The sequence below is a fragment of the Salinicoccus halitifaciens genome, assembly GCF_021026095.1.
Classification (GTDB): Bacteria; Bacillota; Bacilli; order Staphylococcales; family Salinicoccaceae; genus Lacicoccus; species Lacicoccus halitifaciens.
In genome coordinates, this window is sequence record NZ_JAJNCU010000001.1 from 793206 (window position 1) to 809619 (window position 16414).

General features: G+C 41.4%; 17 protein-coding genes. 1 reads left to right on the forward strand and 16 read right to left on the reverse strand.

The window, feature by feature from the left end:
- Positions 1-55 precede the first annotated feature (55 nt).
- The 14 genes from LPW40_RS04005 to sppA all read right to left on the reverse strand — a co-directional run bounded on the left by LPW40_RS04005 (position 56) and on the right by sppA (position 13166).
- Positions 56-409: an HNH endonuclease gene (locus tag LPW40_RS04005; RefSeq protein ID WP_230820918.1), complete on the reverse strand. Its 354-nt coding sequence runs from the start codon at positions 407-409 to the stop codon at positions 56-58.
- The gene (locus tag LPW40_RS04010; RefSeq protein ID WP_230820919.1) at positions 387-1619 is read right to left on the reverse strand and encodes a hypothetical protein; all 1233 of its coding nucleotides are present in this window, start codon (positions 1617-1619) and stop codon (positions 387-389) included. The genes LPW40_RS04005 and LPW40_RS04010 overlap by 23 nt, the downstream gene beginning before the upstream one ends.
- 208 nt (positions 1620-1827) lie before the next feature.
- Positions 1828-2685 (reverse strand): hypothetical protein, encoded by an 858-nt coding sequence (locus tag LPW40_RS04015; protein ID WP_230820920.1) that lies wholly within the window; start codon positions 2683-2685, stop codon positions 1828-1830.
- A gap of 77 nt (positions 2686-2762) precedes the next feature.
- The gene (locus LPW40_RS04020; protein WP_230820921.1) at positions 2763-3599 is read right to left on the reverse strand and encodes a hypothetical protein; all 837 of its coding nucleotides are present in this window, start codon (positions 3597-3599) and stop codon (positions 2763-2765) included.
- A 2-nt stretch (positions 3600-3601) separates the two neighbouring features.
- Positions 3602-4102 (reverse strand): hypothetical protein, encoded by a 501-nt coding sequence (locus LPW40_RS04025; protein ID WP_230820922.1) that lies wholly within the window; start codon positions 4100-4102, stop codon positions 3602-3604.
- A 399-nt stretch (positions 4103-4501) separates the two neighbouring features.
- On the reverse strand, positions 4502-4663 hold the full coding sequence (locus LPW40_RS04030) for a hypothetical protein (RefSeq protein ID WP_230820923.1): 162 nt from the start codon (positions 4661-4663) through the stop codon (positions 4502-4504).
- A gap of 1147 nt (positions 4664-5810) precedes the next feature.
- Positions 5811-6593: a bZIP transcription factor gene (locus LPW40_RS04035; protein ID WP_230820924.1), complete on the reverse strand. Its 783-nt coding sequence runs from the start codon at positions 6591-6593 to the stop codon at positions 5811-5813.
- Positions 6594-6814: 221 nt separating this feature from the next.
- Positions 6815-7615 (reverse strand): helix-turn-helix domain-containing protein, encoded by an 801-nt coding sequence (locus LPW40_RS04040; RefSeq protein ID WP_230820925.1) that lies wholly within the window; start codon positions 7613-7615, stop codon positions 6815-6817.
- A gap of 119 nt (positions 7616-7734) precedes the next feature.
- Entirely contained in the window at positions 7735-8757 is a 1023-nt protein-coding gene (locus LPW40_RS04045; protein WP_230820926.1) for a tyrosine-type recombinase/integrase, read from the reverse strand.
- 134 nt (positions 8758-8891) lie between these two features.
- Entirely contained in the window at positions 8892-10091 is a 1200-nt protein-coding gene (locus LPW40_RS04050) for an acetate kinase (protein WP_230820927.1), read from the reverse strand.
- A gap of 8 nt (positions 10092-10099) precedes the next feature.
- Positions 10100-11014 (reverse strand): class I SAM-dependent methyltransferase, encoded by a 915-nt coding sequence (locus LPW40_RS04055; RefSeq protein ID WP_230820928.1) that lies wholly within the window; start codon positions 11012-11014, stop codon positions 10100-10102.
- A 70-nt stretch (positions 11015-11084) separates the two neighbouring features.
- Positions 11085-11582, reverse strand: coding sequence for a thiol peroxidase (tpx, locus tag LPW40_RS04060; RefSeq protein ID WP_230820929.1), 498 nt, complete (start codon positions 11580-11582; stop codon positions 11085-11087).
- On the reverse strand, positions 11563-12150 hold the full coding sequence (locus tag LPW40_RS04065; protein ID WP_230820930.1) for an RDD family protein: 588 nt from the start codon (positions 12148-12150) through the stop codon (positions 11563-11565). Before LPW40_RS04065 ends, tpx begins: the two co-directional genes overlap by 20 nt.
- A gap of 11 nt (positions 12151-12161) precedes the next feature.
- Entirely contained in the window at positions 12162-13166 is a 1005-nt protein-coding gene (gene sppA, locus LPW40_RS04070) for a signal peptide peptidase SppA (RefSeq protein WP_230820931.1), read from the reverse strand.
- A gap of 87 nt (positions 13167-13253) precedes the next feature.
- Here sppA and LPW40_RS04075 point away from each other — a divergent pair, with 87 nt between their 5' ends.
- On the forward strand, positions 13254-14054 hold the full coding sequence (locus tag LPW40_RS04075; RefSeq protein ID WP_230820932.1) for an NAD kinase: 801 nt from the start codon (positions 13254-13256) through the stop codon (positions 14052-14054).
- A gap of 17 nt (positions 14055-14071) precedes the next feature.
- Here LPW40_RS04075 and thiI read toward each other — a convergent pair whose 3' ends face one another.
- Together thiI and LPW40_RS04085 are read right to left on the reverse strand one after the other, a co-directional pair.
- Positions 14072-15268, reverse strand: coding sequence for a tRNA uracil 4-sulfurtransferase ThiI (gene thiI, locus LPW40_RS04080; protein ID WP_230820933.1), 1197 nt, complete (start codon positions 15266-15268; stop codon positions 14072-14074).
- Positions 15265-16392: a cysteine desulfurase family protein gene (locus LPW40_RS04085; protein ID WP_230820934.1), complete on the reverse strand. Its 1128-nt coding sequence runs from the start codon at positions 16390-16392 to the stop codon at positions 15265-15267. Before LPW40_RS04085 ends, thiI begins: the two co-directional genes overlap by 4 nt.
- Between the last annotated feature and the right edge of the window lie 22 nt (positions 16393-16414).

A 16414-nucleotide genomic window follows, 5' to 3' on the forward strand; every position in this document is an offset into this window, starting at 1 on the left:
AACAAAAAAGTGAGAGAACTTAATCTCTCACCTTATTACTATTAGCTATATTCTCTTATCTATTGTGTCTCTTGTTATGGCATAGCTTACACAGACTAACTAAGTTATCTATATCTAGTCTCTTCTTCCAGTCGTCTTTAACTTCGATGATATGGTGCACTTCTTCAGCAATTTGATAGAGGCCTGCCTGCTCACAGTCTTTACATATCCAGTTATCTCGTCTCAGAGCTTCCTTCCTCTTCTTTCTCCAGCTTGGGCTTCTATAGAAGCTTATGTACTCTCTATCATATTTATTTCTATAATCGTTATATCTCTTATCCACAACTCCCTTATGTTTCTCACAATAAGTCTCTCGTCTCTCTATAAGTTCCCTGCATCCGACTTCATTACAACGCTTCTTTATATTCAACTTCATCGTGCTCACTTTCTATTATGTCTTCAAAGCTCGTAGCATGTACATAACCCTTGGCATTGATGAAGAAGTGAGCAGACTGTCCAGTGGACTCACCTAGAATATTTTCTGAGTATGTACTCTTTGCTTCTGAAGGTTCTACCTTGATCATTTCATTCTCTTCTAAATATGTATGTATGTTGTTATAAATCTTATACAGCACTTTATTACTCACATAGTGCTGACCTTTGACAGCTCTTACAATATGTATCTTTTCTTCAGTGTTCATATCTTTAAGGATCACAATCTCAAAGTCTTCAGTCTCATAGTTTTCTTGTATGATCCTTGTTAGATTTAGTTGCTGATTATTTAAGTTCTCATCACTGTCAGCTATCTTAATGAAGTTGTTCATCACTCTATAAAGATTAGAGCGAAGATCCTCATTAACTGCTTTCTTCTTACCGAATTTTTCAAAGTCTGTTTCAGCTCTCTTAGCTATGTTCTGCATAAACTTGTGATGCTGTGATTGAGTATATCCTGCTTCAGCTAGCATCTCTTTCTTAGTCACTTCAGAGCTCTTAGGTACATAGACTTCTTTAATTTTTTCATAGTAATCCAATTGTTTTTTCGTCAGAATTCTAGACTTGTTCTTTAAAAAGTGCTGTATGTAATAATTGAATTCATAAAGCTTATCTTCATCTATATTGAGATTGAACAATCTGTTCTCATCACTCAGTTCAAACTCATTATCATGCTTTCTATAAGCATCTTGTATAGCATCTAAGCTTGATATATCAGCATGAACAAACACATTCTTACCTTTTGCTTTAGTTTGGATTGAGTCAGGATTGTTCAGTCTGTATAAGCTGTTTTCAATAACTACTTTCAGATATCTCATAGTCTCCATTTGTACCTTCTTGTCATACTTGAAGTCTCTGAAGTCGGGGAATCTTTCACCCAAAGCAGCACAGGCTTCTGTAAGAGCTACTGAATATACTCCGATAAATTCTTCATAGTTGAAGTTTCTACTGTACTTCTTATAGAACTTCAAAAAGTGAGTGAATATAAACACTCTGTAGTCATGTTCATAGCCTTTTTTATTTCTGAATTGCTCACCTGCAAACTTTAATTTTGATCCGCTTAGTGTTTTATCTTTAACTTCTTGCTTCACAAACAGGCTCTCAATGAACATTTCTGCATCTTTACTAATATATTTCTCTTTATTCAATTACTATTCCATTCCTTTTTTCTTTAAGTAGTTCTCTCCCTTTTTTTGTGCTCTGTCGCACTTATTTATAGTTGTATTTCAGCTTTTTATGTAAGCTGTATTTCACCTGTATACTGCTCTCTGAGCCCTCTCCTTCTCATGAGAACAGTTAGTATTATGTATGTGTTAATCGCTCGCTATCGCACTCTGAAGCTATCTAATTAGCTTGTTAATCTTCTATCCAGCTCACAGTACCGAATCCTCTTTTTCTTGTTTGTCTCTTGCTTCTTCTTATGTATTTCAACTCTTCATATTGACTCTTATCGCACTCACCGTAGTTTTCTTCTAATAGCTCTCTCACATAATCATCTTTGAAGATATATACACCGTTTATGATGTGATTGTTCTTTCCTTTATCATCATAGAGTGCTAAAACATGTCCTTTTGTGTTTCTGTAGTACTGAGTTGTACCATCGGAGTTAAAGAAGTCAATTTCACGACTATCGAGTACTGTGACTACCTGACCACTTTTTCTCTTTAGCTTTTCATGAGCAAACTGAGAATCTTTAGTGACATGAACATAATGTGCTACATCTTCATCTCTACTAAGCACAGCTAAATCAACAGCTAAGATTCTGTCGAGATCATCACTCATTTTCACTTCATATTTTTCGTTCAGAATATTCTGAACGACTAACTTAAAAGAAATCTCGGCTAAATTAGATTTATAAGCCGAGTATCCTCGTAAACGCATTATTATTCTGTATACTTCTATCTCTTCACTCTGCAAACTTTGGATCTTATCACTATCTTCGAGTGCTTCTTCTACTCTATTCATGTACTCTTCTAAATATGTATGTATATCTATGATTTCTTTATGTTCTGCACATAGTTCATTGAATAAATCCTGTACAGAAGTCACATTAAATCTATCTGCATCCTTCTTAGTCCTTGGATGCATCATTCTTGCATACTGCATGTCATGAATAAGATTGTTATAGCTAATCTCTTCCACTTTAAACTTGTCTTCTTTGACTTGTGCTACAAAATCATCATAATTTAACTTTCTTACTTTTTCTTTTATCAATTGAGAAACATCCTTTATCTTTTAATGTTTCCCTCCCATGGTTTATAGTCCGATCTCTCCTTCAGACTCTCTTTAAATCAAAATGGCAACTTCTCTATTTGTTCTTCTTTCTTTCTTTGTGCTAAGTGTGTTTGATATTTGAAGTAAGATTCTTCCGAATGAAAATTTTTCTCACCGTCTACGATTTTGTAGAATTCGTTTACCTCTTCCTTCTCTTTAGTCTTTTTTCTAGCATCTTTGCCGCTCGACTTTATTACTCTTACTTCAGCTTCTTCACTTACCTCTTCTTCTAGTAGTCCACATTTTCTCAAGAATTGATCATCAATTTGATAATGATTAGTGAAATTCACACCATTTTCTTTTGTTCTCTTTACCTTAATAATCTTAAGTTCTTCAAGCTCTTCTATATACTTATACAATGTTGTCTTAGAGATCTTCATAACATCTGTGATAATACTTGTTGCTAAGTGCACTGAGTCATATTTTCTTCTAGTTTCAAGAAGCGCATAGAAGTAAACCATCTTAAAGTTGTTAGTCATCTCTAAGAGCTCATCTATTTCATCTAAAGAAATTGGTTCAAATCCTGTCCATCCGTTGTAAAGTGGATCTATACCAATGATGCTTTTTTCTTCGTGAAATATATCTATAATTCCTTTAGCCTCTAATCCTTTTAATGACTTTAAAAGTTTATTTTTATTTCTGCTATTTATCTCTTTTCTTGCATGAAATAGCATCACTTCAAGAGACATGATATAGTCTGTTCTATCTGATACACTTCTACTTCTCTCAAGCAGTATGTAAGCTTCCAGCTCATCTACTGTTAAATGATATTGATTATGTCCTTCTCTGCTATCTGTAAAACAATTAAACATTCTTATAAAAGCTCTATTCTTTCTTTCTGTACTTAATTCCATTTTTATTCTCCTTTTTCTTTTGCAATGAATTTATTTTCAATTAACAGTTCCAATGCTTCTTCAATCTCTTCATCAGTAATGTTGTCGAGCTGTCTAGCAAACTTATACAATTGAACTGGTTCATTTGCTTGTTCTAAGTAGTAATATAAATAGATTGCTAAACAATTGTATGATCTAGAAAACTTCTTAAAGAAGTCTGTATCTATCTCAAAACTATTTATGCTTCTCACTTTAGTATTTGGAAGCTCTAATATAATCTCATTGAGATCTGGCTTCTCGATATACTTAATAACTCTTTTAACTCTCATCATTCTCAGAGTCTCCAGCACATCTTTTAAGTCGGATAAGTCTATATTTGCTTCTTCTAGAAAGTCACTCGTTTTAATCTTTACGATGTTGTTATCACTCAAAGCATATAAATGAATAAGTAAGTAGAATTCTTTTTCATTTAAAAAGTACAAGTCATCTTTATTAAATATATTTTTATCAATGTATAGCTTCATTTAGATCATCCTTTTGATTTTATTTTAGTAGTCCAATTTCTGTTCAAAATTGAGTGTATATTTTTAAGTAGTCCATTTGATGTTTAAAATTGAACAAAAACTTTACTACCCGCTGTATGTCCAATTAATGCTCAAAAATGAACACTAATTGGACATACAACATAAAGACCTTCTACAGAAAGATTTACTCGCCTTCGGCTCAGACAGCGTTCGCTTCGCTCTCTTTTGAGAGCAATCACTTAACTTATCGCTATCGCTCAAGTAAGTGATTGCTCTCATTATTTTTTTATTTATCTCTAAACTCTATTGACTTTATTGCAAATAAGAATTAATATAGTATTATGAATGATTATATGTATTATTTTATAGACACAAATCAATAATCCATTATATCACACTTCACTTCTTATAGCAAGTCTTCTTTTGTCTACGCTCTTTTATGTCTTTAATTATCATTGCACTCTCTTCTGTAAGACTATTAATCTCTTCTAGTATCTTAATTTGTTTCTCATGCTCCTGCTTTATACTTTCAATATTCTTCTCTAGTTTTTCAATACTCATGATTTATAATCTCCTTTTAAATGCTCTATATTCTTCTGTGAGAGCTTTATATTTCTCTCTATACTTAAACTACTCATTTAGCATTGACAGCTCTACAAATCGACTTGAGGATAGCTGGATTAAGCTTATGATCTTTCTTGTAGTACTTTCTCATAGAGTTGATTAATTTGTTCTTGTCTAATGCTTAACCTATAAAAATACTTTCTGATCTCTCTAAGAGAATTTCTAGAATAATCATGCTTACCTGTCTTCCAGCTGACAAAAGTGTTGTAATTCAATCCGATACCCTCTGAGACTAATCTCAAATTTGGCTTGTTAGAGAGTTCGTACCATTCGTTGAATAGTCTTCTTAGAACAGCGTTCTCTGCTTTTATTGCGTAGTTCATTTATCTTTCATCCTTTCTAACTAATGATTATTCGTTTAGTTTTACATAAAAAAACCACTCAACATTTCTGCTGAGTGGAAAGGAATTAAATTTAATATGAGAGCTTATAGCACTTCTTCTGCTACTGATATACTATTAGTTAAATTGTCTTATTAGCTCTCTCATCTATAATGCCGGGAATAGGCAACATTTTTCCGAATTTTAAATGCCTCTCACTATACTGTATCAATAAGTCTGGTTTTAGAAAGAGTTTGTCGTAAATCGGGTGAAAAGAGTAATATTACAATGAATTTTAGAACGCTTGTCTATTTTATATAGACAAGTGTCAAAAAAGTACCTCTCACTATACTGTATCAATAAGTCTGGTTTTAGAAAGAGTTTGCGTGGTTTTAGGTCAGAAAGTGTAATATTACAATGAATTTTAGAACGCTTGTCTATTTTATATAGACAAGTGTCAAAAAAGCACCTCTCACTATACTGTAGCATTAAGTCAACTTTTGGCGAAGGTTTGTCGTAATTCGGAGTGAATAGTATAATATTACAATGGGTTTTAGAGTTCTTGTATGTTTTATATAGACAAGTATCTAAAAAGCACCTCTCACTATACTGTAGCATTAAGTCAACTTTTGGCGAAGGTTTGCGTGGTTTTTGGTCAAAAAGTGTAAAAAGTTTATGAATTTAGAGATGCTTGTATAGAAAAAACATACATATAGTAAAAAGTAGCTACTCAAAGTAGCTACTAAATAACTTATTTTATGTGATTAATCTACTAGATACCAAGCTTCTGCTTCCATATAATCGTCAAATTTAATCAAGAATGACTCTCCTTCTGGAGCAGGTCTCGCTACTTTACCAGATGCACTCCCACCCTCGTAAATATTTCCTGACTGGAAGTCATCATCTAATACAGCCATCTCTGAAGGTGCTTGAGATCCATCTTCATGATAAATTCGTATATCATCAGAAACAAACAGAGGTGTGTCAGTATCTTCAAATTCTGTTAATTCATAAGATAAATCAAATACAACCCACTCATAACCTTCTTCTTCATATGGTTCATAGTAAGAATATTCACCCTCCATTTCATCAAGAGCTTCCTGACCTCTTAAAACATTATCAATCGTTACACTGGCTGTACCAGTGAGCTCTTCACCTTCATCATTATAGGTCACTACGCTAACCTCAGCCGTTTCTCCTAGTGCTAAAGGGTTACTTCTACTACTATCATTACCTGCACTCTCAGAGTCTTCAGAATCGCCTTCTGAACTATCTGTAGACTCTTCTGATGCTACATCACTAGTATTATCTAATTGCTCTTGTAAGTCTTCTACTTGAGTCTGTAACTCTTCATTTTCAGCTTGTAATTCTTCATTCTCAGCTTGTAATTGATCTACTTCCTCAGAACTTCCTGAGCTCTCAGCACTCTCTGAAGACTCTTCTGCTGTCGTTTCTTCTGTGCTCTCTTCTTCATTAGTAGTGTCTTCACCACATGCTCCGAGAAGCAGAACTGTTGAAAGCCCGCCTGCAAGTAAATATTTTTTCATAGTTAATTATCTCCTTTAAATTATATTATCTTTACTTCATTTGAATTTCTAATTACTATTACCAATTTAGTATTAAATTACCAGATTATTCTTTATAAGTATTATATCTTACTTAAATATTGAATTCTAGTACCTTTAATTTTAGTTTTATATTTATCAAGAAAAATATTTCACTTACTTTAGTCACGAAGAGCTTCGACTAAGCATACAGCTCAAATAAACTATACATAAGAAAACTCATCTTTAACAGCTATGTTCAATGCTGTCTGATAGACATAGCTATACATATTCTTCACAGCAGAATACTTCTGAGGATTATGTCTATGATTCTTAATAGCTAAGATCAAAGCGTTTGTTGCTCTGTACATCCAGTCTACTATGTGTTCTGAGCCAAACTCTTCTCTACCCTTGTAAACCCTCAAAGCGTTACTCATTGAGTTATAGAGTCTTGTGACAGTAGCAGAATCAAAGAATTTAATCATATATTCGCCTAGTCGAGTCGGGATAAAGGAAGGCACAACATCTTTATAGCTTAAATTATACTCACGCTGTGCATCAGAACTATTGGGTACTACTGAATTATTGTATTTAGATTTAGAAAAGGTAGTGTTTGTTTTCTTTAATCGCTCTCTAAGTCGCTCCCCTGCTGTGTCCTGAGAGTTGTTACGAGTAGACAAATCCGAGTGGTCATCTTCTTCTATATACTCTTTAATGATGAAAATAGAAGCTCCGAATCCTCCCCTAATCTTCCTGAAGCAATGGACTTTCTCAATGATTTCTAACTCTACTAATACATTTAGATTGCGTTGTACAGTTCTTTTAGACACATCTAATAAGCCAGCTAAAGTATCTAGCTTTAGATAGCTTGCTCCAAGGTATTTACATGAATACTGTGCAAGAACAGTAAGAAGTTTATACTGAGTATCATTAAGATTATTATTTTTAACATGAAGTGATACATGATGATTCATTTCTTCAAGAGATTCAAAATTGATATACTGCTCCAATTTGAGGGTGGACATGATAGTTTGCTCCTTTTGAGCTCATGACCTACCACTTGATTTATAAGCAGTTAAATAGTACACTAAACTTGTCTAGGGCTTGTGTTTGCTACTTTTTTAGTGGTGGGCACGAGTTTTTTTTATTTTACATATCTTCTGTGTGATCTAATATTTCTTCTAGTTTTCACTTTGTTTTCTTTCAAAATATTTAGAGGTGAGTGCTTCGCTTGATTCCGTATGTTCTTCACCTCATCTATGTGCAGATAGATTTCTGTGACTGATATATCTGAGTGACCCAAATAATATTGAAGTGTTTTTAATGATCCTTTTTGCTCCATAAAAGCAGTTGCCGCTGTATGTCGGAACATATGATTAGTGATATGTTGCTTCACACCTGCTCTTTTCAGACACTTCTCTAAGTGAGCACCAAATGAATCTCGCTTGAGAGGATTACCAACATTCGTAAGGAATATTCTCCCCTCATTCTTAGTGAAGCTCTCATTGTGATCTAATAGCCTATCTACTAAATCAATTGTCTTCTGAGACACTGGTACACTTCTGAATAAGCTATTCTTTGTTTTGTTGAAAGTAACGATATTTCTATCAAAATCAATATCATCTTCAGTAAGCTCTAATACTTCACTTACTCTTCCGAATGATTCTAAAAATAAATGAATCGCTGTGAGCATCCTTAAGTCTGTGTAGTATCTTTCATCCAAAGATTTGATTAGTTTATTCAGCTCACTCGGTTTGATCACTTTAGGACTCTGCTTTTGATATTTCAGCTGGTTAATATCTCTGAATACATCGTGTTTAGACTTGATGTAACCCAGTTCTAGAAGGACTGTGTAAGCTCCTTTTGTGAGTGTGAGGTAGGTATTCACACTTCTGCGAGCTAATCCAACTTTGCTACTTCTATTCTTATCTCCTCTGAAATGAGGTTTGTCATTCAACAAATAATCTAAGTAGTCGTATGCATCCTCAATTGTTAAGTCTTTTACATATCCATCATCAAAGAAATAAATGAGTTCATTCAACGCTTTGATATAGTTATCTGCTGTTTCTTTTGAGGTTGTACCCAATTTCTGAGAGTAGACAATTTCTTTCATATCGCTAAATCTAATGGCAGCTGGCTTCTTTGATTTTCTTCTTTTTAAAGACAAAAAAATCACTCCTCATCAAAAATTTGATAAAAAGTGATTAATTAGTAGATTGTACAACCCCAACTTTTAGTAGTAGAGATTGCACAACCTTGAATATAAGAATTTTCCCTTGTGAACAATTCACAATATACTACCTAACCCCTTGGTATATCAGCAATCCTCATCACATCTCTAACTATTTCAATCTCCTCATTCGTCGGGATGATGAGGATCTTCACCGGGGAATAAGGATAGTTGATGAATTTTTCCTTGCCTCTCACATCATTCAGTGATTTATCGAAATAAACACCCATGAACTCGAGGCCTTTCAGCACTTTTTCGCGTATTATGTCGGAATTCTCGCCGACGCCTGCCGTGAAGATGATCGCATCAAGTCCGCCCATCCTCGTTGCATAGGACCCCATGTATTTGTGGATCCGTTCGCCGAAGACATCCAGTGCGAGTTCGGCACGCTGATTGCCTTTCCTCGCCTCTTCTTCGATATCGCGGAGGTCGCTTGAAAATCCGCTGACCCCGAGGAGGCCGGATTCTTTATTCAGGACGTTCAGCACTTCCGTTGCGGTTTTCCCGGTCTTTTCCATGATGAACGGGATGAGCGCGGGGTCCAGGTTCCCGGAGCGGGTCCCCATCGTGACGCCGGCAAGCGGCGTGAAGCCCATGGACGTGTCTATCGACTCCCCGCCCTTCACAGCTGCGATGCTCGCGCCGTTGCCGAGGTGGCAGCTGATCAGCTTCAGTTCCTTCAGCGGCCTGCCGAGCATCTCACTTGCCCTCTGGGTCACATACTTATGGCTTGTGCCGTGGAAACCGTACTTCCTGATGCCGTATTCCTTGTAATAATCGTAAGGCAGACTGTACAGATATGAGCTTTCCGGCATCGTCTGATGGAAGGCGGTGTCGAATACCGCCACATGGGGCACATCCGGAAGGTGCTCCATAAATGCCCTGATGCCCATCAGGTTGGCCGGATTATGGAGCGGTGCGAGTTCACTCAGGTTCTCGATCTTCTCCACCACTTCATCCGTAATCAGTACAGAGTCATCAAAACTCTCACCGCCGTGGACCACCCTGTGGCCCGAGCCGACGATCTCATTGATGTCGGCGACCGCACCATGTTCAACCAGCTCTTCCAGCATGAGGTCGACCGCTTCTTCATGCGTCTCAAAATTCCGGTTCCTGGTTATCTTCTCACCGCCGACCGTAATGGTGAACACACCATTATCCATGCCGATCCGTTCGACCAGCCCTTTGGCGATCTCAGTTTCTTCGGGCATTTCAAAAAGCTGGAATTTGAATGAGGAGCTTCCTGCGTTGACCGCTATAATTTTAGCCACATTTTCACCTACTTTTTCTTAACAGCATATTTATCGTGCCATGCATCCGTCCTGTCGAGGAACAATTTCATCTGTTCCGCGTTCTTGAAATCAGGCACATCTCCGAGGAGCACTTCAATGTCCTCAATTGGTTTATATCCTTTTTTCAGGACAATAATCGATTTATGCATATTTTCCGTCTTAAACAGCGTATCCGGCAGGTTCAAAAACATCAGCAGCGTCGCTTCCGTCGATATATACTCTTTAATCGTCTCATTGTTTTCTTCCAGGATGTTCGAAGGTACGACGAAGATGCCGATGCCGTCCTCTTTCACGTAATTCATTGCCGCTTCAATCATCAACAGATGTGCAAAGCTCCTGCCTTCTTTGAAGGCAGTTGTAAAACCTTCAACATCGAGCGGATAATATCCGATCGGAAGGTCCCCGACGGCGATGTCCATATCACTCAGCATGGCAGGTTCGATGATGTTCTGAGGATAGATGTCCATCGGGACTTTGAGGAATTCGCATAATGCGACATTGAATCTTGCAAGCACGGGATCCACTTCCGCGCCGTACAGGTTCACGTTTTCTGCATGCTCCCTGATCGTCATGGACAGATGGCCGGTGCCGCTGCCTGCATCAAGTACATTGATTCCATCCTCCTCTTTGAAGAGCTCGACAAGGTGTGCAATCAGGTAGCCGATCGAGTCCGGCGTGAGCTGATGGTTCGGCTGCACGCTTTCTTTATTCAGCTGGTAAAGGTATGCAAACTGCACACCCTTCCGCATATCCGAATAGGCGTACTTGCCTTCATCAATATCGATGGACAGCAATGCTTCAGACATCGCTTCGATCCGCGACATGTCACTGTTTTCCTTTAAAACTGCTTCAGTCTGATCTACAATCAGCTGATAAACTTTCTCCAAATCACTTTTCGCCATTATATCCCCACTTACATAAAAGATGGACTGTCCATTGCCGGACAGTCCTTTTCACACATTATATTACATTTTATAAAGATTTCAAAGCATCAACAGCTGCGTCATAGTCCGGCGCTTCCGTGCCTTCGGATACATATTCCGCATGGACAACCTTATCATTTTCATCGAGAACGAACACGCTGCGTGCCTGCAGCCTGAGCTCATCCATCACGGTGCCGTAATTTTCACCGAAGGAAAGGTCCCTGTGGTCGCTTAAAGTGATGACATTATCGAGGCCTTCCGCTGCACACCATCTCGCCTGCGCAAAAGGCAGGTCATTCGATATCGTCAGAATGACCGCATTATCGACTGATGACGCATCCTCGTTGAACTTCCTCGTCTGTTTTGAACACAGACCCGTATCGAGTGACGGCACCACGCTGATCAATTTCTTTTTACCTTGATAGTCGGAAAGTGTGACTTCCTCAAGGCTGTTGTTCAAAACCGTGAAATCAGGCGCTGTGTCGCCGACTTTCACTTCTTTCCCGCTGAGTGAGACCGGATTGCCTTTAAACGTGACTTCTGCCATTGTACAAATCATCCTCCTGGTAATTATGTCGTTCATCTTCGATTATACGCGCTTTGATCTCTTTTTTGTACAGATTGAAACTGTTCTTCACCACATAAGTATCCGCGAAGTAATCATGCAGGCCGATCCTCCGCTCGGTGAAGAGCGCAACAAGGTACGGCAGGTACCATAATGTATTGTTGATGTATCTGCCGACGAGCTCACGGAATATCACCTGGGACAGTGAAAGTTTTTCCGAGTCCCTGCCCACCACCGTGATGCCGGTGATCATTTTCCCGAGCGTCGCCTGTGCAAAGTACGTCATGAGTATGAAGTACAGGTAATAAAGGAGCCCCGTGGCGATGTTTGCCACACTCAGCATCGGTGTCAGGAAGTATACATCCCCCACCCCTGCCAATTGGAGGACCGGATGGATGATGATCTGGCTGAGCCCCCATATCGCAAGGCCGTCAATGATGAATGCCACGGCCCGGCTCAGAAAGGAGGCAGTCGACATGTAATCGAGCTTATCCGCCCATGTGTCGCGTTCAGGCTCATATCGGATGCTTTCATTTTGTGCGTTTTCCATACTGTCCCTCCTTATCTTTCATACAGGTACATCGGCTGAAGACCCTGGCGGTTATTGATCAGGTTTTCCATGCGTGCAATATCATTGCGGCCGGTGATGTCGCCGATCAGGCTGCCCAGGCCGTAATTCAGGTTGATGCCGGCGAAGTTCGTCGCGTAGCCATATTCGATGATCTGCGGGTTGCCGCCGATCTCTTCCTTCAATGCGGCCGTCGCATCTTCGATGTAGCCGATCTGATCGACAAGCCCGTTATCCAGCGCATCTTCACCAAGGTAGATTCGGCCGTCTGCGATGTCCCTCACTTCGTCCTCGCTCATGCCGCGGCCGTCTGCCACGACCTGGACGAAGTCATCGAACATGCTGTCGACCATGCCCTGGACATATTCGGTCTCTTCTTCGGTCGGTTCCCTTGTCGCACTCAGCATCTCTTTCATATCACCGCTTGTATAAGTGTTGAATTCGACACCCAGATCTTCAGCAAGCTGTTCGAAGTTCAACGACTGCATGATGACGCCGATCGAGCCGGTCATGGTTTCATTCGAAGCAAATATCTGGTCGGCCGGTGCAGACACATAATATCCTCCCGAGGCAGCCATGCCGCCCATTGAACTGTAGATGATCTTGCCGGCTTCTTTTGCTTCTGTAAGGTATTTATGTACTTCAGCTGATTCGTACACCCCGCCCCCGGGTGAATCCACATTCAAAAGGACAGCCTGGACTGTATCGTCTTCAATGATCTGCTTCAATGATTCGATCACAAGCTGGTGGTTATATTGGTCCGGTGAAAACATGCCGGGTTCGCTGCCCGTGTCGATGATCGTCCCTTCAATATTGATCATGGCGATCTTACTGCCCGGATCCCCCTGTTCAACGACCTGCGCCGGTGGGAAGTCTCCGCCCGCAAACTGATCGAAGGTCTCCTGGAAGTCACTGGCCCATAAATTCGTGAAAATCGAAAAGAATATGCCGAAAACGAGCAGTGTCCCCGCAATGACTGCAGCTATTATACGTTTCATAATCTCACTCCCTATTATTTAATCCTATTCCCTTTTTATGATAACATATAGATGATCGATTCAAATAATATTTGAGGGGTGGCACACGTGGAGCAATTTAAGAATGTTTACTTCTTCGACCCTTTCGGTAAGGATACGGAAAGGATCAGGAAAGACCTGGTCGAAGTCTTCAAAAATATGGGTATCAGCACTGTCGATTCAAGTGCGGAGGCGGACCTGATCGCTTCAATCGGAGGGGACGGCACGTTCCTGCAGGCCGTAAGGAAGACCGGGTTCCGGAATGACTGTGTCTATATCGGCATCGCAATCGAAGAAGATGACTATATGTATGTGGATTTCAGCTACAAAGAGAGCCGCATGATCGAAGAGGCGCTGACTTCCGAGGAGACCCATGTGCGCAATTACCCGACCATCGCAGTGAAAATCAACGACAACCAGGAAAGCTACTGCCTGAATGAATTCACGCTGAGGTCAAGCATCGTGAAGACGATCATGATGGATGTCTACATCGATGACTTTCTCTTCGAGCAGTTCCACGGGGACGGCATTCTGGTGTGCACCCCGACTGGTTCGACCGGCTACAACAAATCCCTGGGCGGCGCCGTCGTCGACCCGCTGCTGAAAGCGATTCAGGTCACGGAACTTGCGAGCGTCAACAACAACAAGTACAGGACGCTCGGCACGAGCTTCCTGCTCAATAAAGACCGCCCGCTCACGCTGATGATCGATAAGAAGCGTGATTACTACCCCATCATGTCCCTCGACAATGAAGCGCTCAGCCTGCAGAATACCGAAGAGGTCCAAATACGCGTCTCCGACAGGGTCATCAAGACATTGAAGCTCCCGAACAACACTTTCTGGCACAAAACGCAAAGAAACTTCCTGTAAACCAGGAAGTTTCTTTTTTATAACAGTTCCCCGAATTCCTCGGCTTCTTCACTGTTCTGAGTATATGTTTCTATTCCCGAGAGTGCCTTCTCGATCAATGGACCGAAATCCACTCTCTCTTCGAACTTCCTGACCTTCTCAAGCGACGGTTTCGTTTTCGGCGACTTCGGCTTGAAGATCGTGCAGCAGTCCTCATAAGGGAGGATGGAAGTTTCATAAGTCCCGAACTGCTTCGCCATATTGACGATTTCATTCTTCTCCAAAGTAAGCAGCGGCCGGAGCACCGGCATGTTCGTCACTTCGTTGATCGCATGCATGCTCGTCAGCGTCTGGGAGGCGACCTGTCCGAGGTTCTCCCCGTTGATCACCGCTTCCGCCCCGGTCGCCCCGGCAAGCTTTTCAGCGATCTTGAGCATGACGCGTCTCGTCGACGTCATTGACAGATTGTCCGGGATGCGGTCGTACAAAGTCGTCTGCAGCTCGGTGAATGGCACGATATGCAGTTTGATGTCATATCCCGTCCGTTCACTCATGATATCGACGAGCTTCTTCACTTTCTCAGTGGCTTCAGGGCTTGTATAAGGCGGTGAATGGAAGTGCACCGCTTCGATTTCAACGCCCTTTCTCATGACATCGAGTCCCGCGACCGGGGAATCTATCCCCCCGGAGAGCATCAAGAGCCCTTTGCCGCCGGTGCCGAGCGGCAGTCCGCCCAGGCACTGCACAGTGTCATGGTACATATAGACTGCATCCTGCCGCACTTCCGCAGTGATCGTATGGTCGGGCTTCCTGACGTTCACAGACAGGTGGTCCGTATTTTTAAGCACATGGCCGCCGAGCATGTCCTGGATATCGAACGTCTCAAGATGGAAAGTCTTATCGGAACGCTTCACTTCTATCTTGAAGGTGCGGCCCGTCCCGAAATCTTCTGCAAACTGCAGGGCAGTCTCCTTCATCGCCTCTTCGGACTTTTCAATCTTCACCACCGGCGAGACGCTGAGTATCCCGCTGATATGCTTCAATTTTTCAATGACCTGATAAGCATCTGCATCCAGCAGATCGATGTAGCCCCGGTCCCTCGTCGTCTTTATATGGACATCCATACCATCGAGCGCCCGGTTGAGACGCTTCCTCAAAGCGCTGACAAACATTTTCCTGTTCCGGCTCTTCAAAGTCATTTCACCGTAGCGGATTAATATATGATCGTATTTCATTTTAAAACATCTCCTATTTCTTCGTATACCTCTTTCAGCGACCGGATCAGCATTTTGACGTCCCGGTGTGTGGTGTCTTTAGACATCGAGATCCGTATGCTGCCGTCGATCACCTCTTTATCCACGCCCATGGCAGTGAGTGTCTCGTTCGACGTGGCGCGCTTTGAAGCACAGGCGCTCGTCGTCGATACCATGACATTTTTCTCCGAGAGTGCATTGACGACGACTTCACCTTTCGCCCCCGTGAATGAGAGATTGATGATATGCGGGACACCGGACGGCTGGATGGTGATGGATCTTAAAGCTTCCATCTCTTCCCTGATCATGCGGTTGAAATCCTTGAGCCTTTCCTTATCATTACTCATGCCTTCAACAGAGAGCCTCAAAGCTTTCGCCATTGCCGTGACCGCCGGCAGGTTCACCGTCCCGCTCCGTATATCGAATTCATGGCCGCCGCCGTAATGGATCGGTTCTGCAGCCTTGATCTCCTTCAGCATCAGTGCCCCTGCACCTTTGACACCGTGGAATTTATGGGCGGATATGCTCACTGAATCCACACCATCATAATTGAAGCGGACCTTGCCCACCGCCTGGGTGGCATCAACATGGAAGTGGACCTTTGGATAATCCGTAAGTGCTTCCCTGATCTCTTCCACCGGCTGTACGGAACCGATGATATTATTGACTGCCATGACGGTGACCAATATGACATCTTCATCGAGCAGTGACTTCAGATGGTCGACATCCACCCGGCCTGCTTCAGTCGTCCGGATGAACTTCACTTTGAAGCCTTCTTTCTGATGATGGTCGAGGATGTTGATCACGCTCGGATGCTCGAGCTCGCTGACGAGGATGGTGCGGCCGAACCGCTTCTTCCTCCTCAACATGCCCTGCAGGGCGATGTTATTGCTTTCCGTCGCACCGGATGTGAATACGCACTGGTAGTGCGGCAGCCCGAAAACCTGAAGAATCTGCTTCCTTGAAGCTTCCAGAAGTTTCGCACTGTCCCGCCCGGCTTTATGGATGCTTGCGGTGTTGAAGTAATATTCTTCGTTCACTTTATTGAAAGTATGCATCGCTTCTGCATACGGTTTTGTTGTGGCGGCATTATCAAAATAATGCATCCAATTCTCTCCTTCCATGGAA

Excerpts from the sequence above, each read along its gene's own strand:
- LPW40_RS04020 (WP_230820921.1), bottom strand. The coding sequence starts at position 3,599 with ATGGAATTAAGTACAGAAAGAAAGAATAGAGCTTTTATAAGAATGTTT.
- LPW40_RS04025 (WP_230820922.1), bottom strand. The coding sequence starts at position 4,102 with ATGAAGCTATACATTGATAAAAATATATTTAATAAAGATGACTTGTAC.
- LPW40_RS04035 (WP_230820924.1), bottom strand. The coding sequence starts at position 6,593 with ATGAAAAAATATTTACTTGCAGGCGGGCTTTCAACAGTTCTGCTTCTC.
- thiI (WP_230820933.1), bottom strand. The coding sequence starts at position 15,268 with ATGAAATACGATCATATATTAATCCGCTACGGTGAAATGACTTTGAAG.
- LPW40_RS04085 (WP_230820934.1), bottom strand. The coding sequence starts at position 16,392 with ATGCATTATTTTGATAATGCCGCCACAACAAAACCGTATGCAGAAGCG.
- tpx (WP_230820929.1), bottom strand. The coding sequence starts at position 11,582 with ATGGCAGAAGTCACGTTTAAAGGCAATCCGGTCTCACTCAGCGGGAAA.
- LPW40_RS04055 (WP_230820928.1), bottom strand. The coding sequence starts at position 11,014 with ATGGCGAAAAGTGATTTGGAGAAAGTTTATCAGCTGATTGTAGATCAG.
- LPW40_RS04040 (WP_230820925.1), bottom strand. The coding sequence starts at position 7,615 with ATGTCCACCCTCAAATTGGAGCAGTATATCAATTTTGAATCTCTTGAA.
- LPW40_RS04030 (WP_230820923.1), bottom strand. The coding sequence starts at position 4,663 with ATGAGTATTGAAAAACTAGAGAAGAATATTGAAAGTATAAAGCAGGAG.
- LPW40_RS04065 (WP_230820930.1), bottom strand. The coding sequence starts at position 12,150 with ATGGAAAACGCACAAAATGAAAGCATCCGATATGAGCCTGAACGCGAC.
- sppA (WP_230820931.1), bottom strand. The coding sequence starts at position 13,166 with ATGAAACGTATAATAGCTGCAGTCATTGCGGGGACACTGCTCGTTTTC.